The following is a 20,146-nucleotide window of genomic DNA, read 5'->3' as shown; positions in this document are numbered from 1 at the left end:
TAAGAGGCGTTCTCGGTGGATACGGAGAGCGCGCTTGCACTGGCGCCTCAACCGCCAACGTAGCGAAGATCATAGACCCATGTCCTTGAGCTTCGCGTTGTAGCTGTCGACATGCGACTGCTCGATCCGTTGAAGACGGTGGCGAACGGCAAAGCCAAAAGCCATGTTGTTGTGCAAGGCGATGTTCCCGTCCTTAAAGGCCTGCCATTCCTGCGTTCCGACGTCGCCGCTTACGTTGAGAAACGCTTCGGCGCAGGCCCCCATGTAATTGTTGTTGGTCAGGAAGCCCTGGAGGTAGGACCGCGCCATTTCCGGATCACCGAAGCCATGACGATCCTTGATGCTGGAAGGCCTTTCAATGGGCTCGTCATCTTGGTTCAAGACATGGGCCGGAAACAGGAAAGTTTTCCAAGTACGCTCGGACTGATCAAAACGCATGGGAGCTCCCGTCTCCAGCGCGCGCGCACAGATCTTCAGCTCGTCATATGCAGCGCCGTCGAACAGTTTGACTGCGGTCACGATCAGGAAATCGTTCAGGTCGTAGTCAGTCCCGTCCAAGAGGCGGTAACCGATCTCGACGCCCGTAATCATGCGTCCCATCGTGCGAGGATTGGTAATCCACTGGGCGAGGAGTTCGCGGGCCACCTCGTGGCGCTGCCGACCGCAGTACGCGCCCCCATTGCGCACGGTCAGCTTCGTGATCTCCTCGCACCGACTTACCACCTCGTCGAGTAGCTCACCCTGGTCCGGATCCGGGAAGTCGTAGTTGAACTGAACGATCTTCTCCAGATATTGCGCCGCCGACCTCATATCCTCCGCGCCACCGAAATGCGCGTTGGCGATGGCGGCCACAACACGTGGCTGGTCATAGAGCAGCAGCAGCATTACGCGCGGCAGATCACGCACCCACCAGATCGCCGCGATCAGGCGTGTGATCTGCGCAGGCGTCAGCCGGTCGACATCATCGACGATGAACAGCAGGTTCCTCTTATGGGCGGCCTGGGTGAGGGCCTTGTGAAGGTGCTCGCGAAAGGCGCGCGGCGTGATGCCCCCCCAGCCAACGTCGTCGATGGAAACGTCTTCCTGCTGGGCTTCCGTCACCCAGTTAGCGACGTTCAGCGCAGCGCTGCCCAGCTTGACGAGCGCCGCAGGATTGCGCATCAGCCCCCGCTTTGCCTGGGTGAACAGCCTCTTGAGCCCCGTGTCGTCAAGATAAGCGTCCTCGACTGCGTCAAGAAACACGAATGCCAAATCCGTGCGTTCAGGCTGGGTCCAGATGTCGATGTTCTGGATTTCTATTTTCTGCTTACCGTCGAGTGCGATCAGCGTCTTCTCGACCTCCGCGACCTTGTCCGGAGAGGGCGAGAACTTCTCGGCCCATTGCGACACCGTAATGTCCTGACCTTCGCGCTTTGGCAATTCCCCCTTCAGGAGCTGCTTCGTGAGATTGACCAGGGTGGTTTTGCCACTGCCCCAAGGCGCGTTGACGGCGATGATCTGTCCGGCGAATTCACCGACATTGGCAATCACGTGCGCGAGATTGAGCGCGTGCGCCGCGAGACCGAACTTCACGGCTCCGTCAAACACCGCATTGAGATCGTCCAGCGGACGATCTGCAGTAAGCCGCCCCCGCGAGGGGCTATCGCCAGAGTGGCCGAGATCCATTTTTCTACTCCGGACTTGCGCTCAAGGCCTAGTTTAGAAATGGTAACCTTAATACGCCGGATGCAAGCGAGACGTGTGCATGATCGGATATGTGCTTGTCTACCTGCCCGGCCGTGGTGTTGCTGATGCGCCGACTCAAGCGCAGGTGGACGCACAGGTCAGAGAGCTCGGGCAAGAGGCGTGCGGGCTGGCGGGGGACGCTTTTTGTGTCTTGGTCGACAGCGAGAGCGAAGCCGGAGCAGAGCCCGACCTCCGCCGCCTGGCTAATATCGACAGCCTGCTGATCGAGCATGACGGCTTCGCCTACCCGTCGCACGAGATGGTGCGGACGGCGCGCATCGCGCATGAACAGAAGCACGCGCAGCGTCTTTGTGTGGTTTCTTCCCCGGGCGCGGTCTCCGCTCCGGCGCCTTGGTCGTTCTGCACGGAGGCTTTTCCGGCCTATCGGCCCGGCCAGCAGGCCGCCTGGATTCGGGATGCATTCCTCGACCTATCTACGAAAATGGCCGCCATGCACGATGGCGTCGCGCGAGCCCGCAAAGCGGTCAACGAGGCCGCGCATGTCATCCTCGCCGCAGCGCTTTCCCTCGGCTGGCAGCCCCTGCGCGGCGAGGGACTGACGCCAGGCAAGTTGCGGCTGAAGGATTGTACGGAGACGGCAAACCGGATCGCGAACCAACTGCTCGCACAAGCCTGGCCGCTGACCATCGCGTCCACCATCGATGCGGCCGCCTTCGTCTGCGCCAGACAGGGCGAGTTGCTCAGCCTAGAAAAGGTGGCCGACGCTTTCGCCGATCTTCTGCAACTCTCTGCAACGGTGGATAAGGCGGACGCTACGGCGCGGCTGGATCGGCAGCTCAACTACGCTGGTGTCCGGACACTGAGCACGGCTGTCGGCTCCGAGTGGCGTAAGGAGTCGGCCCTCGGTACGCATGACAGCGACGGCATCGTGGTGTTGATCGATGGCAATTCCGACGTGGCGCGATTGATTGCGCAAGGCGTGGCGAGCGCAGGCCTCGTATTCCGGGATGACGACATGAAGCTGCTTGATGAGCAGCCGAATGACGGCGAGTTCGCCGAAATGGAAGGTGCGCCTTCGCCGACCGGTATTTCCGGTTCACGGGTGTATTTCGCCGATGATCCACAGAGCGTCGTATCGGGCTTTGTGTCGAGCGATCGCGATAAGATGCCATCGCACCGCTTCTTCCCCGTCTTGCTCGAAGCGACTTATCACGACGATGTGCGGTGTGGGCTGAGGTCGCGTTTTGACGTGATCAGCATCAAGCGCGAAAGCACCGAGCCACCGGTGGCGGCGTACGACCGGTTCAACGAAACCTTTTTCGGTCGCGTCCAGGACCGCCGGAATACTTGAAGGGAACAGTAAGTGACCGACACCGTTCGACCGCTTTGGACGCTCTTCGATCCTTCGGAGGTCAGCGACGAGGCGAAAGTCTATTCGTTCGACTATGGCGCGAATGCCGATGAACTGGTCACCAAAATCAACGTGGCCTTGGCAATCGGTCGCCCGCTCCTACTCACCGGCAAGCCCGGTGTCGGCAAGTCTTCCATTGCCGAGGCGGTGGCGAAAGCGAAAGGGTGGCAGCTCTTCAAGATCACCGTCACCTCGCGAATGGAAGCAGACGACCTTAAGGCCAGCTTCGACGACATCCGCCGGCTCGGCGACGCTAACGGCAGCTCGGCCGCTCCGGTCGAACAGTACATGCGCCCCGGCGTGCTCTGGCAGGCCTATGATCCTCTCGATGCCCTGTCAGTGTTCGAGGCCGCACCGGCCGGACCGCCGCCACCGCCCGAACTGATTGCCTATCGCGATGCGGAACCGGAGACGCGCGGTCGCGTGCTCCTGATCGACGAGATCGACAAGGGTGACATCGATTTCGCCAACGATCTGCTCGACGCCTTCGACCGCGGGACCTTTAGCATCGTCAGAACAGGGCGGTTGATCGGCCAACTCGGCCAGGGCGCGGGGCACAAGGGTAACAAGCGGCTCCTCATCGTCATCACATCGAACAGTGTCCGGACGCAGTCAGCCGCGTTCTACCGTCGCTGCCTACCGCACCATATGGCCCGCCCCGATGAGGAAACGGCAGTGCGGCTAGGCCGTGTGGTCGCGACCAGGGTCGGCGCGCCCGCAGACCGGCTCGACGACCGCCGCCTCCGTAAACTCGCCGAGCTCAGCAAGGTCGAGGATGGGGTGAATACCGCCTTCCTCGTCGACCTGATTGAATACTGCGTGCGCTTCGGCGCGCTTCCCCCCAAGGGCGACGAGGACGGCTGGATCGCAATCACTGACGCGTTGGGAGAGTTTGCCAGGTCGCGTGGATCGACCGGAGAGGAAAACAGCTGGTGATCTCGGCCTCGGCGCTCCGAGATATCCTTACGCCGGCGGAGGCGTTGAAAGCGGTGGCGGTGCTGCAAGGCGAGGCCACGGTCGCGGGATTGTCGCTCGTCGCCGGCAAACAGACAACGCGTCCGGCGGCCGTCTCAACATTCGCGGATGGTTCTTCGGCCCCTGATGAAAACCCTGCTGGCAGACCGCCGACCACCGCCAGCAACGCCTTAGGTGCGCCTCCGGGAAGCGGCTCGTCTCTCATCAGAACCCAAGCCGCATCAGCGAGCCCGACTGAAGAGCGCTGGGCGTTGATCCGCGACCATCTTGCCGGCATTCAGCAGGTTCGGGCCGAGGCAGAGAGGAAGAACGCCACAGCGGGACGCAAGGTGCACCCGGTGCACTATCCGATCCTTCCGAGCGTCACCTTCCGGAACATCCTCCATGCGCTTGCCTCGACCGAAATGGAGACGGCGCGCCTCGATCTGCGGCGCGCGGTCGAGAAGCTTTCGCGCAGGGCGCTATCGCGTGTTCCCAAGCGTCGCAGACGGATCATTCGTGGCGGCGTCGCCATCATCCGCGATGACGGCGAAGGCATGCGGCCCTTCCGCCTGGATTTCGAACATTTCGCTCGACGGACGGCAGAGATCTTGGGCCCCGAGCACGTTCTCGACGGGCGCATCGATGAAAACGGGCGTATCCGGCTACCAGCGGGACTGGACCATATTCGCGGCGGCGCGATCCTGATCCTCAGCGATCTTCATCGCTTCGCACGTCAGCGCGGCTATCCTTCGCCCGGAGTCGCCGAATGGGAAGCCGTGCGCGAAATTGCAGATGCGCACGGCTTGTCGGTTACGGTCCTGGCGCCGGGCGACCGCAACGGATACGTTCCCCGGCCGATGCTGCCGCACCTGTTCTCGCGTGGGGGAGGCTTCGCCCGCATCGTACCGTGGTACGAACAACTCTCTCCGTTCCAGGCCGCCGCCTTCTCGGCGGGATGGGATAGCGTCCGCCATGTCGGCGCCGATGGTGACCACGCGCAGGCCCAGCTTGAGGAGCGTGAGGCGGCGCTGAAGCGCTTCCTGTCGCTGGTCAGCGACGTGGAAGCCTTCACCTTGCGCACCTTGCGGGTCATCATGTCCGCACCGGATCGGGCCGCCGCGGCATACGGGCTCGCGGTCACTGCGCCGACCGCTGATGAGTGTTTCCCGGACATGGGACCGCTCACCGAGCACATGGTGTGGTGCTCTGACATCTTCCGCACGCGCGGTGCGCTATCGACCCTGCGGGATCATGCCGACAACATCCCGCGGTCGCTCCATCTGTCCGAGAACGAACAGCGGCTGATGGCCTTCGCTCCACGAGTTTTGGAGCAGGCTCGCGCGACACGTGGACTCGAGAATCTACTCGGCGATCGGGCGCGATGGCTGTTGCGGCCGACCCAGAACGACATTGCCGCCGAAGCGCGTGTGGCGGAGGCGCTGGCCCAGATCGATGGCAACATGCGCCGCGTGAACGCCATCTTCCCTGCGGAAGTCCGCACCCGGATCGGTGGGAAAGGCGCCACGGCAAGCGACTTCATCGGTGTATTCTTCCACAAGGCCGGCGAGCGCTCCGTGGTGTCACTTAAGATGAACGCGGCGAAGGCGGACCTTGTCTTCCCTTGCCCGCCCGGCGCCGCGCTCAAGGACATGCTGCTTGAATTCGTGCGGGTAGAAGCTGGATCGCCGCCGCTCGCCAGCCACAGCCTCGCCACCCTGCCGGATCGTTTCGACGTTCCCGATGGTGCGGGTACCTGCGTGCTGCGCCTTGCCGGCGCGTCTCACGCCTTCTCCCTCGATCGAACGCCAAACACCGCTCCCATCCTTTTCAGCCGCACGGTCGACATCCCACGTGGATCGCTCACATCCGCCATGATGTTCGACGGCGGCTCACTGGGCGAAGGCGCCCTCTTCGTTTGGGGCAAGGCATTCGATCCGATAGGACTGGTCGAGATCGATCGGCGGTCTCCTGGTGCGGTCGAGATCGAACTTCAGGGCGCCGGACCCGGACTGGACGTGTCCGGGCCAAGCAAGATGGCGCTGACAGCGGAGGGCGAACGCCTCGTTTTTCAGCCCGATCCCCGACTTGATCTGATGCGAAGCATCGACGTGCCAGGACAAGCATCAACCTGGAACCGATACTATAGCGCGGTTGGCGGCGGCGCGATCCTATTGGGTGCGCCTGATAGCGCCTGGATCTATACCCCCAGGGGCGATGGCGGGTCGGGCCAGATGGATGTCTCCACCTGGCGACTGCTAAACGCCACAGGAAAGGCTGCCTTGCGCGACCTTTTCGGACTGAAGTACGCCACGTCGAAGGCAGGCGCTGTGATCGCCTTCAAACTCGCGAAGGCAGAACGGTGGCGTTTATGCTATCTTGAACACCACCCCGACACCGGGCAGGGCGCCAGTTGTGTGGTCCCTATTTCAGAGACCCAGGGCGATCTTGCCTATTCTGACGACGGCTATGTCTTCGGGTGTGATTACGGCGGCAGACTTTACGTCTATGAACCCGTGTCACAGCGACCTGTCGAGGTCGGCACGTCCAGTCAAAGTTTCAAATCCGCGAGCGAGAGCGATACGAGTGGCGCAGAACTGATCAGGCCCAGCTTGGCGGGAATGACCACCCGCCTGGTCGGGCCCGTGGAGGGATACGAGCCCGGCGAGCTCATCGACATGCTGAAGTCCGGGCAGAGCGACAACCTGGACCGGCTGGCTGCGGCGCTGAAGACATCAAAATATCATCTGACTACGGAGGAGATCGTCGCGACGCTGTCCGCGCCAACGCGAATCGCCGGGGCGATCAAAGCCATCCTCGACGGCGATACGGCAGGACTGGCCGCCCTCGACCTTTCGCCCGACGAGGTGGGCTTCACCATCGAGGGTGGCGGGCTTAGCTTGCTGCTACTCGCCTGTTCGGCGGCTGAGCCCGCACCGCTCGTGCGCTTGCTGATCGAGGCGAAAGCCGATGTAAATGCGGTTAGTGCAGCGGGCGTTCCGCCGCTCTATCGCGCCGCAAGCGCTGGGGATGGCGGCGCGACGCTTGAGTTGCTGCTCGACGCGGGCGCCGATCCCCTGGCTACGTTCCAGAGCCACGGCGTGCGCATGGGTGTTCTTCCGGAGGCGATCTTCTCCAATGACGACAAGAAGCCATGCAGCCGAGCCGCCATCGACCGCCTGATGGCGAGTGAAATTGATCCGCATACCTATGCGCGCGCGTCGGCCTACGACCTCCTGATCGGCGGCGCTTCGCGCGATGATCCAGAGCTGCTCCTGAGACTGCTTGACGTCGTCGGCGGCGACCGGGTCCACTATGCCAGCCGCAGCGGCTGGACGGCGCTGACCGTCGCGGCCTATTTCGGCCATACGCGCAACCTTGAGATTTTGCTCGCGGCCGGGGCCGACCCGTTCTTCACCGATACGAATAATTGGTCGGCGGCCCGTATCGCGCTGAAGCACGGCCCTGGCGAAGCCGTCCGGGTGTTGCTGGACGCGGTCCGGCGAGCCGATCGTCCTGTGGCAGAGAAGCAAAACATCCTCGGCGAATGCTTGGCCGGAGTACTGGAACAGTATGAGACGATAAATGCCGACGCGCGCGCGTTGCTTGGCATGCTGCTCGATGCTGGACTCGATCTTGATGCGGCCCCCTGGCCGCTCGCCGGCGAGCGGTGGGTCGATCTGGCGCCGTTGATGGTGGAGCGCGGCCGTCGAACGGGGATCGTCAACACGGCGCTCCGCAACAATGCAAGCGCCTGCGCCAGCGTCGCGCTAGTTGCGCGCGACGGCCTGTCCGAAATCGTTGATTTTGCTCGGCGCAACGCGGACGGTCTGACCCTCGCGCATGGTTTCGCCGCGCGCTGGCGTCCGCGAAATGACTCTCGCTGGCAGGAAAATGGACACAACGACGCCTCGCCCGCTCCCAATCCGTTTGAGTTACTGAAGCGGGCGAATGTCGATCTGGGCGCACAAGACAAGTCCGGCTTCACGCCGCTTCACTATGCTGCGGCCTTCGGCAACACCGATGCGGCGCTCCATCTGCCACATTCGCCCGTTTCTGGCGTAGCCGGCGTGCCGTCCGCAGCGAGCCTAGCGTCCAGCTTTGGTTACGATGTCGCGCCGTTCGGCGGCAAGGTTGAGGCCAGCGCCGGATCGGACCGGTCGCGCCGCCTCCTGGGCATGTTCGAGCAAGCGCGGCTCAGCTTCGCTCCGCTCGACACGAAATGGACGATTGAAGCCACGCTGCCGCCGCCGCGCTTCGCCGGCGTGGGAAAGGAGGCAACGATCCCGCTGCCGCCGCCAAAAGGCGCTTGGACCGCGCTCCAGCGACGGCGAACGCGGCTGCCCTACCGTAAGCCATCTTTCCTGATCGAAACGTGGTGGAGACGCGATGATGGGACCATCGGAATTAGCGGTCACGTCGCACGCGCGGACGGCAGCAAAGTATTCGACATTACCGGCGCATCAGCACCGTTTCACCAGCTGAACAGTGAGGCGGAACTCGACATCGCAGACGATCCCGCTGCGGCAAAGCTGTACCATCACGTCTTCTGCTGCGCGATCCACGGGGACGGCGGGCGCTACCAGATCTTAGACTCGGAGGCGGCGCTGCGTCCGCATCTAGACCGACAGACGCGGACGCCGCCTGTCTCGCACAAGCTTTGGCGCTCGGAGAAGGATGATCGCTGGCGCGTTGACTGTCCGATAATTTACGACAACGCCATGTTCGCGGCCGAATTCACCATCGCCGATAGCGGCATGGTCGACATGCTGAGCGACGCTCATGTGGATAGCGTGAAGCTCGACAGCATCTTTGAAGCGGACAACACCATTTTCTTCCGGCGATCGGCCATCTCCGGCTGACTGGATGCTGCGCTGGGGCAAGGGCGAGCAAGTTTTTACGTCTGATACGTCCAAGAGCTCTGAACATCACGAGTGTTCGGTCGTAATCTTGGGCCCGTGCAGTTAGACCTCGCGGCGGTGGCGAGCGGCCTCGACAAAGTCGGTGAAGACCGCCAGCAGCGAATGGCCGGCGCCAATGCACCCGACGACCGCGACGGCGACGAGCTATTCGGAGCTACGGCCCTGCACGGCCTCGGGCCCGTTGTCGCGCTGGTTCGTCCGCCTGCTGGACGCCAGCAAGGCCTAGAGCCGGGACCGCCCGACCGAACAGCGCGCGGATCGCGGCCCTAATCGCAGCCATCACCACGCATCTTTCCCTGCTCGCCAAGAACACTCTGAGCCTGCACGCGCCACCCAAGCCCTTGCAGGCTTTCGGTTTTGGACGTCGCGGGGCATTCCGATGTCCAATCGTCCAGCGAGCAAAAGCTTCGAATTTTCCCTGATGTTTTCCCTCCGCCAGGGAAACCTCACTGGATCGCAGACGCGCAGAGACATGGACCGAAAACGGTCCGGTCGCTGAAGCATGGGGTTTTCGAGGACTCTCGCGCGACTTCGGTTCGAAGGGTCACCTGCTCTCCAGGCCTTAAGGCCAGGACGCCGCCCATTGCATGGAAGCAGGGAAGTAGTGGCGGTGAGAGAGGGATTCGAACCCTCGATAGAGTTTCCCCTATACACGCGTTCCAGGCGTGCGCCTTCAACCACTCGGCCACCTCACCAGCGCACTCGAGTCGGGGGTGGTTGAGACCCCCGGCGCGGGAAGGCGCGCAATATACTCAGGGACCGGCCGGTAGCAAGCGCGTTCCCGGATGAAACTGGCCACGCGAGCGTTTATATCGGGGCGCAAGAATTTCCGCCGCGAAAGGCCGCCATGCTGTCGACGACCAAGACCCTCGAGATGCCGACCGCCGACACCGCCCTGCCCGGCCGTCCCGAGCCCATCCCGACGGCGCAGACCCACTTCATCAACGGCCATCCGCTGAAGGGTCCTTATCCCGACGGCCTGGAGACGGCGATCTTCGCCATGGGCTGCTTCTGGGGCGTGGAGCGGGTGTTCTGGACGATCCCCGGCGTCTACGTCACCGCCGCCGGCTATGCGGCCGGCATGACGCCGAACCCGACCTATGAGGAGGTCTGCACCGGCCGCACAGGCCATACCGAGGTGGTGCTGGTGGTGTTCGATCCCAGCGCCGTGACCTATGAGGCGCTGCTGAAGACCTTCTGGGAGAACCACGACCCGACCCAGGGCATGCGCCAGGGCGGCGACATCGGCACCCAGTACCGTTCGGGAATCTTCGTCACCAACGACTTTCAGACCGCCGCGGCCGCCGGGTCGAAGGAGGCCTATGCGCAGGCGCTGTCGGATCAGGGTCTGGGCGACATCACCACGGAAATCGCCGCCGCCGGCCCGTTCTACTTCGCCGAGGACTATCACCAGCAGTACCTGGCCAAGAACCCGAACGGCTATTGCGGCATCGGCGGCACCGGCGTGGTGTGCCCGATCGGTCTGGGCGTCGACGCCTGATGACCCCGGAAGCCTTCGACAAGGCGTGCCTGGCCCTGCCCGGCGCGACGCTCTCGATCCAGTGGGGCGATGACCACGTCTTCAAGGTCGGCGGCAAGATGTTCGCCGTGCGCGGCAACGCCGTGCCGAAGGGCGGGATCTCGTTCAAGGCCTCGGAGGTGGCGTTCGAGGTGCTGACCGAGACCGGCCGCGCCATCCCTGCCCCCTACCTGGCCCGTGCCAAGTGGGTGCGTTTTGAGGACCTTTCAGAACTGGACTCGGGCGAGGTCGCCGACTGGCTGAAAACCGCCCACGGCCTGATCGCCGCCAAGCTGACGAAGAAGGTCCGGGCGGAGCTGGGGCTCTAGTTCGTCGCCAGCCCCTGGAGCGCGGTCGTCTCGATCGCCTCCAGCAGGCGCTCGTTGGTCAGGCCGGGCGTGCCGGGCGTCCACTTGGTCAGCCAGATCAGCATGCCGACCAGCAGCTGCACGACCAGCGGCGGCTCGCAGGCGACGATGGTGCCGTCGGCCATGCCCTCTTCCAGGAACCGTTCCAGCCGCCTGGACAGCCGCGCCGTCCAGACGTCGATCGCCTGGCGCTGATCATCGGCCAGATACGAGCTGTCGCCGAAATAGAGCTGTGGCCCGTTGGTCACAGCGTCTTCCAATAGAGCCTTGAAGAACCGCCGCAGTTTGCAGCGTCCGGTGCCGCCGTCGGCCTCGACCACCGCCAGGATGCTCTCGAAGCGCTCGAGGGAGCGCTGGTGCCCGGCGAAGGCCAGGGCCTGTTTGTTGGGAAAGTAGTAGTAGAGCGCCGCGTCACGCAGATCGATGGCGGCGCCGATATCGGTCATGGTCGCGGCGGCGAAACCCTTGGCGTTGATGGTTTCGATGGCGGCCCGCAGGATCGCCTCTCGCTTCTTCACAGACTTCAGGCTCTGCGCCATCGGCCTGGCGTCTTCCGCCAGCACCGTGGGATCCCCACCCTTCGCCAATCGCGCTCTCTCCTCCGGGCGCCCTCGATTCTTCCGTCGGGGAACGCTGATATTTCACACTTGTCACGAATGGCGACGGGATCAATCCGTTAAATTCTAACTTGCGCTAGAATATCAAGTTCATATTAAAATCGCGCCAGCCACGTTTGGTATGCAAGGCCAAGCGTGCTGGGGCGGAAACATGACGCAAAGCGTCTTCATCCACGGCCTGGACCATCCGACCGCTTTTCGCGGCCCGGCCGGTCGGCCAGGGTCGCCCTTCCCCTACGTCACAACGTCCTTTCTCCCCCAAAAGAAACCCGCGATTGCTCGAGGCGGGATGGGGAGACTTGCGGACGATAATAAAGAAAAACAGGGAGTTAGTTATGAGAAACGTCCATCTGCTGGGGGTGTCCGCCCTCGCCATCGCCATCGCATCGCCGGCCTTCGCTCAACAGACCACGCAGGCCGATAGCACCTCCATCGAAGAAATCGTCGTCACCGCCACCAAGCGCGAACAGACCCTGCAGGACGTGCCGATCTCGGTCGCCGTCACGGGTCAGCAGACGATCGAGCGCGCCCAGGTCCGCGACCTAATCGACCTGCAATCGGTCGTTCCGTCGCTGAAGGTCCAGCAATTCAACGCCGCCGGTCAGACGAACTTCGTCATCCGCGGCTTCGGCAACGGCAACGGCAACGACGGCATCGAAAGCTCGGTCGGCATCTTCATCGACGGCGTCTATCGCTCGCGTTCCGCCGCCGCCCTGGACGACCTTCCGGAAATCGAGCGCGTCGAAGTGCTGCGCGGCCCGCAATCGACCCTGTTCGGCAAGAACGTGTCGGCCGGCGCGATCAGCATCGTGACCAAGAAGCCGCAGTACGAGTTCGGCGGTAAGGTCGAAGGCACCTACGGCAACTACAACACCCGCCAGATCAAGGGCACCATCACCGGCCCGCTCAGCGAGACCGTCGCCGTGCGCCTGTCGGGCAGCGTCAACAAGCGTGACGGCTACTTCACCAACCTGACCACCGGCAGCGACGTCAACGACCGCGACCGCTGGTCGATCCGCGGCGACCTGCTGTGGGAACCGACCGACAAGACCTCGTTCCGCGTCATCGCCGACTACAACAAGATCAACGAGACGTGCTGCGGCGTGACCTCGATCTTCAACGGTCCGGCCACCCTGGCCATCGGCGGCATCCTGAAGAAGCCGATCAGCGACACCACCAAGATCTTCGACCGCGACGTCATCTTCAACACCGACCCGGCCAACAAGCTGTCGGGCAAGGGCATTTCGGGCCAGCTGGATCATGACTTCGGCATCGCCAAGCTGACCGCGATCACGGCCTATCGGAACCAGAAGAACGCCTCGTTCCAGGACATCGACTTCACCGGCGCGGACATCTCCAACAACCGCACGGCCAACACCATCAAGACCTTCACCCAGGAAATCCGCCTGGCGTCGAACAGCGACGGTCCGTTCAACTGGCTGATCGGCGGCTTCTACCAGAATGAAAAGCTGGATACCGGCCGCACCATCACCTACGGCAGCGACGTCCGCGCCTTCGCCGACGCCCTGGGCGGCCAGATTCCCGCCGCCCTGCTGGGCGCTCTGCCCGCCGCTCTGCGCCCGGCCCTGACCGGCCGCTCGAACATCTATGCCCTGGAGTTCCTGCAGAGCCTGGTGACGCCGTCGATCCGCCCCGGCTCGACCTACTTCCAGGCCGGCCAAGGCCTGAGCGACTACTACAAGATGAAGCAGGACTCGTACTCGCTGTTCAGCCAGTTCGACTACAAGGTCACCGAGAAGCTGACCCTGACCGGCGGCCTCGCCTACATGAACGACACCAAGAAGGCCCGCTCGAACGTGGTCATGAACGACCCGTTCTCGGCCCTGAACCTGGGCGCCGTGCCGCAGTTCACCGCTCTGGGCCTGCCGGGCAACATCTACAGCGCTCTCGGCGCCCTGCAGTTCTTCTACGGCAACGACCCGACCCACGGCCCGGTCAACTATCCGAACGCCAACGAGTCCGGTCAACTGAAGGGCGACAAGGTCACCTACGCCGTTCGCGCGGCCTATGACTTCGGCGCGATCAACGCCTATGCCAGCTACTCCACGGGCTGGAAGGCCGGCGCCTTCAACCTGTCGTCGGACAGCCGTCCGCCGAACGCCAACGGCGTGGGCCGTAGCGCTCAACCGGAAAACGTCGACGTCTACGAACTGGGCGTGAAGGCCAGCTTCCCGGGCGGCTACGCCAACGTCGCGCTGTTCAAGCAGTCGATCAAAGGCTTCCAGTCGAACGCCTTCACCGGCCTCGGCTACAGCCTGGTCAACGCGGGTGAGGAGTCGGTGAAGGGCTTCGAAGTCGACAGCGCCTGGCGTCCGGTCCAATGGCTGAACCTGGCGGCTTCGGTGACCTATCTGGATCCGAAGTACGACAGCTTCACCGGCGCGGCCTGCGTGACCTTCGACACCGTCCGCTGCCCGGTCGACCCGACCACCGGCCGTCGTCCGAACTTCCGCAACCTGACGGGCGACACTCCGGCCGGCATCGCCAAGTGGTCGTTCTCGACCTCGGCGACGATCAACCACGACATCAGCGAAAACTGGAACGGCTATGCGCGCGTGGAATACGACCACAGCAGCAAGGTCCAGCTGACGGAAACGGTGTCCCCGGCCCTGGCCAGCTATGACACCAACATCGTCAACGCCAGCCTGGGGATCATCAACACCCCTCGCCAGCTGGAAATCGGCCTGTGGGCGCGTAACCTGACCAACGACGAAAGTCTGATCTCGGCCTTCCCGACGGTGGCCCAGGACGGCAGCTACAGCGGCTATCCGAACGCCCCGCGCACCTACGGCGTGACGGTCCGCAAGAGCTTCTAAGGCTCAAGCACAGAACGAAGTTGGGGCGGCTCGATCTCGGGCCGCCCTTTCTTTTGCGCCAAGTGGTATGACCAATTTAGATTGCGCCCTGACCACTTGCCGTGCTTCAACAGCGGCCAACAAGAGTGGAGGACGCGATGGGTATGGGTTTGAAGGGTCTGGCGGGCGCGGCCTGCGCGTTCGTCCTGCTGGCGCCGCTGGGGGCCTTGGCGTCCTCCCCCAACCTGACCCGCGCCGACAATCGCGACGGCCAGGACCTGTCGGGGACCTGGCGCTATTCGGTCGACCCCTATCGCGACGGCCTGGCCGGCTTCCATAAGGGTCCGCCTGGCGCGGGCCATCGGCGTTATGACGACGTCGATGTCGACGCCCTGACCAAGGCTAAGCCGACGGCGCTCTATGAGTACGACATGGATCGTGCGGCGACCGCGACCTTGCCGCAAGGCTGGGTCGGGCATGACCCGTCCTTGCGCTACTACCAGGGCCTGATGTGGTACACGCGCCGCTTCGACACGCCGGCGCTGAAGCCCGGCCAGCGTGCCTTCCTGCGCTTCGAGGCGGTCAACTACACCGCCAAGGTGTTCCTCAACGGCAAGGCAGTCGGCGAGCATGAGGGCGGCTTTACGCCGTTCTCTCTGGAGGTCACCGACGCCCTGCGGGCCAGCAACAACCAGCTGACGGTCGGGGTCGACTCCACGCCCCAGGCCGACGGCGTGCCGCCGCCTGTCACCGACTGGGAGAACTATGGCGGCATCACCCGGCCGATGCGCCTGGTCATTACGCCAGGGACCTTCATCGACGAAGCCTGGGTCCGCCTGACCAAGGACGGCAAGATCGCCGCCACCGTAACTCTCGACGGCGCCCAGGCGGCCAACCAGGAGGTCCATGTCCGCGTCGCGGAGTTGGGCCTGGACGTCACGGGCCGCACCGACGCCAAGGGCGTGCTGACTGCTTCCGCCGCCGCGCCCAAGGGCCTGGTCCGCTGGTCGCCCGAGAAGCCCAAGCTGTACGATGTCGTCGTGCAGACCGGCGATGACAAGCTGACCGACCGGGTCGGCTTCCGCATCATCGAGACCAAGGGCCGCGACATCCTGTTGAACGGCAAGCCGATCTTCCTGCGCGGCATCTCGGTGCACGAGGAAGAGTTCGGCGACAACCCGGCCCGCACCATCACCGAGGCCGGGGCCCGCGCCCTGCTGTCCGAGGTCAAGGACGGCCTGCACGGCAACTTCGTGCGCCTGGCCCACTATCCGCATAGCGAGATCACCACCCGCCTGGCCGACGAGATGGGCCTGCTGGTCTGGAGCGAGATCCCCGTCTACTGGCTGGTCGACTTCAGCAATCCGCGCACCCTGAAGCTGGCGCGCGACATGCTGGCCGACAACATCCGCCGCGACCGTAACCGCGCCTCAATCGTCATGTGGAGCGTGGCCAACGAGACGCCGATCGACGACGCCCGCAACGCGTTCCTCTACCAGCTGGTCGGCGACGTCCGCGCCTTGGACGACAGCCGCCTGGTCACCGCCGCCTTGCTCACTGAGCGCAAGACCGTCGACGGCCACCCGCTGACCAGCCTGAACGATCCGCTGGCGGACAAGCTCGATGTGGTGTCGATCAACACCTACAACGGCTGGTACAGCAACGACGCCCTGGACGATGTGCCCAACATCGCCTGGAAGGCCACCGACAAGCCGATGGTGCTCTCGGAGTTCGGCGCCGACGCCCTGGCCGGTTTCAGCGACCCCGTCCTGATGCGCAAGTTCTCCGAAGACTTCCAGAAGAAGTACTACGAGAAGACCCTAGCCATGGCGGCGAAGATCCCGAGCCTGCGCGGCATGTCGCCGTGGATCCTCAAGGACTTCCGCAGCCCGCGCCGCCAGCACCCGATCTATCAGCAGGGCTGGAACCGCAAGGGCCTGGTCTCGCCGACCGGCCGCCGCAAGTCGGCCTTCTGGGTGCTGCAGGGCTTCTACAAGGACAAGGAAGCCGGGAAGTAGGCTCTCTCTCGCCCCGCCCTCTACGACCAAAGTCGCAAGGGGCGGGGATGCTTTCGGGTAGCGCTCCCATCCCGCGCCCTTTATCCCGGCTGACAAGGATCGCCAGAAGCGACCAACAAGCGGGGATGGCCAAATGGCGAAGGTCGTTACGACGCGACGCGATGTGATGGCGGGCGGCTTCGCCCTGGCGACCACGCTGCTGGCGCCCCGCCCCGGCCACGCTGTCCCCCTGACCAAAGCTCATGCCCAGCGGGTCAAGGACCTACTGGCCCGCATGACCCTGGACGAGAAGATCGGCCAGATGCACCAGCCGGCCGGCGGTCGGCAGAAGGCCCTGAACTCCAAGATCGACGCGGCCGCCCTGGACCTGGTCCGCAAGGGCGGCGTGGGCAGCTACCTGCACGTGGCCGGGGCCCAGTTCCTGACCGACCTGCAGAAGGTGGCCGTCGAAGAGTCGCGGCTGAAGATCCCGCTGCTGTTCGCCATCGACGTCGTCCATGGCTACCGCACCCTCTACCCCGTGCCGCTGGCCATGGCCGCGACCTTCGATCCCGACAGCTATCGCGCCTGCGCCCGCATGGCGGCGATCGAGACCAGCGTGGCGGGCCTGCACTGGACCTTCGCCCCGATGGTCGATGTCGCCCGTGACCCCCGCTGGGGCCGGGTCGTCGAGGGCGCGGGTGAGGACTCCTACCTGGGCTCGGTCATGAGCGTGGCCCAGACCGAGGGCTTCCAGACCAAGGATCTGGCCGGCAAGGATACGGTGCTGGCCTGCGTCAAGCACTTCGGGGCCTATGGCGCGGTCGCCGGCGGCCGCGACTACGACAGCGCCGACCTGTCGGAGCGGACGCTGAACGAGGTGATCCTGCCGGCGTTCGAGGCCGGCAAGACGGCGGGCGCGGGCAGTTTCATGACCGCCTTCAACGACATCGGCGGCGTGCCCACCACCGCCAACGCCGCCCTGGTGCGCGGCCACCTTCGGGAGAAGTGGGGCTTCGACGGCATCGTGGTCAGCGACTGGAACGCCATCGCCGAACTGGTGTCCCACGGCATCGCGGAGACCCCGGCCCAGGCCGCCGCACTGGCCCTGAAGGCCGGCGTCGACATGGACATGGCCGGCGGCGTCTACGCCACGCACCTGAAGGCCGCCGTCGCCGAGGACGCCTCGCTTCTGCCGCTGATCGACCAGGCCGTGGGCCACATCCTGCTGACCAAGGCGCGGTTGGGACTGTTCGACGATCCCTACCGCTTCGGCGACGTAGCGCGCGAGAAGACCGTGATGGTCTCCGCCCCGCACCGCACCATCGCCCGCGACGCCGCCCGTAAGTCGGTCGTGCTGCTGAAGAACGATGGCGCCCTCCTCCCGCTGGCCAAGACCGCCAAGGTCGCCGTGGTCGGGGCCCTGGCCGACGACGCCCGCAGCGCCATCGGCTCGTGGAAGGCGCCCGGCGAGGAAGCCGACGCGGTCACCCTGGTCGCGGCGCTGAAGACCCGCCTGCCCGGCGTCACCTTCGTCCCCGGCGCGGCGCCGCGCAGCGACGACCTCTCGGGCGTGGCGGCGGCCGTCGCGGCGGCCCAAGCAGCGGACGTCACCCTGCTGGTGGTCGGCGAGGATTTCGACCACAGCGCCGAGTCCCGCAGCCGTTCGGACCTGTCCCTGCCCGGCGGCCAGAAGGCCCTGGCCGACGCCGTGCTGGCGACCGGCAAGCCCGTGGTGCTGATCGTCATGGGCGGCCGTCCGCTGGCCATTCCCGACCTGCTGGCCAAGGCGCCGGCCTCGCTGATGACCTGGCTGCTGGGCGTGGAGAGCGGGCCGGCCCTGGCCGACATCCTGCTGGGCGAGACCTCGCCCGCCGGTCGCCTGCCGATGGGCCTGCCGCGCGCGTCGGGCGCCCTGCCCGAGACCTATGCTCACTACCCCACCGGCCGTCCCGCCGATCCCGACCTGGCCAAGGACACCGCCCGCTATCACGACGTCGATGTCGGCCCGGTCTATCCGTTCGGCCACGGGCTCAGCTACGCGACCTTCGGCTATTCGGATCTGACCCTGGACACGGCCGAGATCGGCCCCGCCGGAACGGTCGCCGTCACCGTGGCGGTCACCAACACCGGCAAGGTCGCCGCCGACGAGGTGGTGCAGCTGTACATGCGCGACCCCGTCGCCGCTGTCGCTCGGCCGGTGAAGGAACTGCGCGGCTTCCAGCGCCTGGCGTTGAAGCCCGGTGAGACCAAGAAGGTGACCTTCAAGCTCTCGGCCCGTCAGTGCGCCTTCTGGGAGGCCGGCAAGTGGCGGATCCAGAAGGGCCAGATCGAGCTGATGGTCGGCGCTTCGTCCGACGACATCCGGGCGCGCGCGGCCTTCGCCATCACGTCCGACGGCTGGAGCGACACGCCCGCCGCCGCCCTCCTGACCCCGGTGAACATCGCATGAGCCTGGAAGCCCCCACCGTCCGCCGGGTCACCGCGCGGCTGATGCCGCTGTTCTGCGTCATGTACTTGATCGCCTACATCGACCGGCAGAACGTCTCGTACGCCAAGCTGGAGATGGTCCAGGCCCTGGGCCTGTCCGAGGCCGCCTACGGCCTGGGCGCCAGCCTGTTCTTCATCGGCTACTTCCTGTTCGAGGCGCCGTCCAACCTGATCCTGGCCCGGGTGGGCGCGCGGGTCTGGTTCGCGCGGATCATGTTCACCTGGGGTCTCGTCACCCTGGCGCTGGGCTTCACCCAGAACGCCACGATGTTCTACATCCTGCGCTTCCTGCTGGGGGTGACCGAGGCCGGCTTCTTCCCCGGCGTGCTGTACGTCCTGACCCTGTGGTTCCCGCAGGCCCACCGGGCGCGGATGGTCGGCCTGTTCATGGTCGCCTCGGCGCTCGCCAACGCCGTCGGGGCCATGGTCGGCGGGGCGCTGCTGGACCTGCACGGCGTGGGCGGCCTGGCCGGCTGGCAGTGGGTGTTCCTGGCCACCGGCGCGCCGGCCGTGCTGATGACCCCCTACGTCCTCTGGAAGCTGCCCAACGGCCCCGAGCATGCCCCGTGGCTCGAGCCCGAGCAGAAGGCCTGGTTGGCGGAAACCCTGAAGGCCGAGAACGGCGGCGCGGAGATCAGCCACGCCGGAGCCTGGAAGGCCATCCTGGACCCGCGCGTGCTGCTGCTGGCGGCGCTGTATATCGGCATGCCGCTGGGGGCCTATGGCCTCAGCTACTGGCTGCCGACGATCGTGAAGGCGTTCGGCGTGTCCAACACCATGAACGGCCTGATCAACATCATTCCCTGGATCCTGGTCGGCGCGGCGCTGTGGCTGGTCCCGCGCCACGCGGCCCGCCGTGGCTTTACCGTCTGGCACGTCGCCGGCCCGCCGCTGATCGCCGCTGTCGCCCTGGTGGCCAGCGTGATCGTGCCCGGAACCTGGGCCAAGTTCGCCCTGCTGTGCGTCGCCGCCCCGGCCATCTTCGCCGGCCAGCCGGGCTTCTGGAGCCTGCCGCCGACCTTCCTGTCGGGGGCCCGCGCCGCGGCCGGGATCGCGGCGATCAACGCGGTCGGCAACCTGGGCGGCTTCGTCGCCCAGAACGTGGTGCCGATCATCCGCGACCGGACGGGCAACAACCTGGCGCCCATGCTGTTCCTGGCCGCTTGCCTGACCGTCACCGGCGTCATGGTCTTCGTCGCCTTCCGGGTGCTGAAACCCGTTGTCGGGACACCGCAAACCCAAGCCGGCTAAAGCTCTGCGCCGGTTTGTCGCAGGAGTGCGACAGAGTGGAGCGTTGCCATAGGTCGAAGACTCGACGATGGTCAGATCACTCGGCGCACCCCACCGCGTCCGACACCTTTTTGTG

The 20,146-nt window shown here is 65.0% G+C and carries 11 protein-coding genes and 1 tRNA gene; 9 read left to right on the top strand and 3 right to left on the bottom strand.

Going from position 1 to position 20,146, the window contains the following annotated elements:
• Positions 1-69: 69 nt before the first annotated feature.
• Positions 70-1,665 carry a P-loop NTPase fold protein gene (locus tag AC1RR5_RS09095; RefSeq protein ID WP_492921000.1) on the bottom strand — a complete coding sequence of 532 codons (1,596 nt, stop codon included), beginning with the start codon at positions 1,663-1,665 and terminating at the stop codon, positions 70-72.
• Positions 1,666-1,744: 79 nt separating this feature from the next.
• Here AC1RR5_RS09095 and AC1RR5_RS09090 point away from each other — a divergent pair, with 79 nt between their 5' ends.
• Genes AC1RR5_RS09090 through AC1RR5_RS09080 form a run of 3 tightly spaced genes read left to right on the top strand, consistent with a single transcriptional unit; the run spans position 1,745 to position 8,913 of the window.
• Positions 1,745-3,037, top strand: coding sequence for a hypothetical protein (locus AC1RR5_RS09090; RefSeq protein WP_492920998.1), 1,293 nt, complete (start codon positions 1,745-1,747; stop codon positions 3,035-3,037).
• A 12-nt stretch (positions 3,038-3,049) separates the two neighbouring features.
• Complete coding sequence (locus AC1RR5_RS09085; protein ID WP_492920997.1) at positions 3,050-4,033, top strand: AAA family ATPase; 984 nt, start codon at positions 3,050-3,052, stop codon at positions 4,031-4,033.
• A complete protein-coding gene (locus tag AC1RR5_RS09080; protein WP_492920996.1) occupies positions 4,030-8,913 on the top strand; it encodes an ankyrin repeat domain-containing protein in 4,884 nt (1,627 codons plus the stop codon). The genes AC1RR5_RS09085 and AC1RR5_RS09080 overlap by 4 nt, the downstream gene beginning before the upstream one ends.
• Positions 8,914-9,578: 665 nt before the next feature.
• Here the strand turns inward: AC1RR5_RS09080 and AC1RR5_RS09075 are convergent.
• A tRNA-Ser gene (locus tag AC1RR5_RS09075) sits at positions 9,579-9,668 on the bottom strand.
• 152 nt (positions 9,669-9,820) lie between these two features.
• Between AC1RR5_RS09075 and msrA the strand changes: the two genes are divergently transcribed.
• Together msrA and AC1RR5_RS09065 are read left to right on the top strand one after the other, a co-directional pair.
• Positions 9,821-10,474 (top strand): peptide-methionine (S)-S-oxide reductase MsrA, encoded by a 654-nt coding sequence (msrA, locus tag AC1RR5_RS09070; RefSeq protein WP_492920995.1) that lies wholly within the window; start codon positions 9,821-9,823, stop codon positions 10,472-10,474.
• Positions 10,474-10,821, top strand: coding sequence for an MmcQ/YjbR family DNA-binding protein (locus AC1RR5_RS09065; RefSeq protein ID WP_492920993.1), 348 nt, complete (start codon positions 10,474-10,476; stop codon positions 10,819-10,821). The genes msrA and AC1RR5_RS09065 overlap by 1 nt, the downstream gene beginning before the upstream one ends.
• Here AC1RR5_RS09065 and AC1RR5_RS09060 read toward each other — a convergent pair.
• Positions 10,818-11,447, bottom strand: a complete 630-nt coding sequence (locus AC1RR5_RS09060) for a TetR/AcrR family transcriptional regulator (protein ID WP_492920992.1) — start codon at positions 11,445-11,447, stop codon at positions 10,818-10,820. The two genes, AC1RR5_RS09065 and AC1RR5_RS09060, sit on opposite strands and share 4 nt — an antisense overlap.
• Positions 11,448-11,812: 365 nt before the next feature.
• Between AC1RR5_RS09060 and AC1RR5_RS09055 the strand changes: the two genes are divergently transcribed.
• The 4 genes from AC1RR5_RS09055 to AC1RR5_RS09040 all read left to right on the top strand — a co-directional run bounded on the left by AC1RR5_RS09055 (position 11,813) and on the right by AC1RR5_RS09040 (position 20,031).
• Entirely contained in the window at positions 11,813-14,314 is a 2,502-nt protein-coding gene (locus tag AC1RR5_RS09055; protein WP_492920990.1) for a TonB-dependent receptor, read from the top strand.
• 137 nt (positions 14,315-14,451) lie between these two features.
• Positions 14,452-16,311 (top strand): glycoside hydrolase family 2 protein, encoded by a 1,860-nt coding sequence (locus AC1RR5_RS09050; protein WP_492920988.1) that lies wholly within the window; start codon positions 14,452-14,454, stop codon positions 16,309-16,311.
• A 133-nt stretch (positions 16,312-16,444) separates the two neighbouring features.
• The gene (locus tag AC1RR5_RS09045; RefSeq protein ID WP_492920986.1) at positions 16,445-18,742 is read left to right on the top strand and encodes a glycoside hydrolase family 3 N-terminal domain-containing protein; all 2,298 of its coding nucleotides are present in this window, start codon (positions 16,445-16,447) and stop codon (positions 18,740-18,742) included.
• A complete protein-coding gene (locus tag AC1RR5_RS09040) occupies positions 18,739-20,031 on the top strand; it encodes an MFS transporter (protein WP_492920984.1) in 1,293 nt (430 codons plus the stop codon). The genes AC1RR5_RS09045 and AC1RR5_RS09040 overlap by 4 nt, the downstream gene beginning before the upstream one ends.
• Positions 20,032-20,146 lie beyond the last annotated feature (115 nt).

This window comes from Caulobacter sp. GW821-FHT11E11, assembly GCF_058808315.1.
Note: the sequence above shows the minus strand (reverse complement) of the source record. Positions and strands in the feature narration are given on the sequence as shown.

What these genes read in the sequence shown, in the direction of transcription:
- AC1RR5_RS09090 (WP_492920998.1), top strand. Translation starts at nt 1,745, where the DNA reads ATGATCGGATATGTGCTTGTCTACCTGCCCGGCCGTGGTGTTGCTGAT.
- AC1RR5_RS09095 (WP_492921000.1), bottom strand. Translation starts at nt 1,665, where the DNA reads ATGGATCTCGGCCACTCTGGCGATAGCCCCTCGCGGGGGCGGCTTACT.
- AC1RR5_RS09055 (WP_492920990.1), top strand. Translation starts at nt 11,813, where the DNA reads ATGAGAAACGTCCATCTGCTGGGGGTGTCCGCCCTCGCCATCGCCATC.
- AC1RR5_RS09045 (WP_492920986.1), top strand. Translation starts at nt 16,445, where the DNA reads ATGGCGAAGGTCGTTACGACGCGACGCGATGTGATGGCGGGCGGCTTC.
- AC1RR5_RS09040 (WP_492920984.1), top strand. Translation starts at nt 18,739, where the DNA reads ATGAGCCTGGAAGCCCCCACCGTCCGCCGGGTCACCGCGCGGCTGATG.
- msrA (WP_492920995.1), top strand. Translation starts at nt 9,821, where the DNA reads ATGCTGTCGACGACCAAGACCCTCGAGATGCCGACCGCCGACACCGCC.
- AC1RR5_RS09050 (WP_492920988.1), top strand. Translation starts at nt 14,452, where the DNA reads ATGGGTATGGGTTTGAAGGGTCTGGCGGGCGCGGCCTGCGCGTTCGTC.
- AC1RR5_RS09065 (WP_492920993.1), top strand. Translation starts at nt 10,474, where the DNA reads ATGACCCCGGAAGCCTTCGACAAGGCGTGCCTGGCCCTGCCCGGCGCG.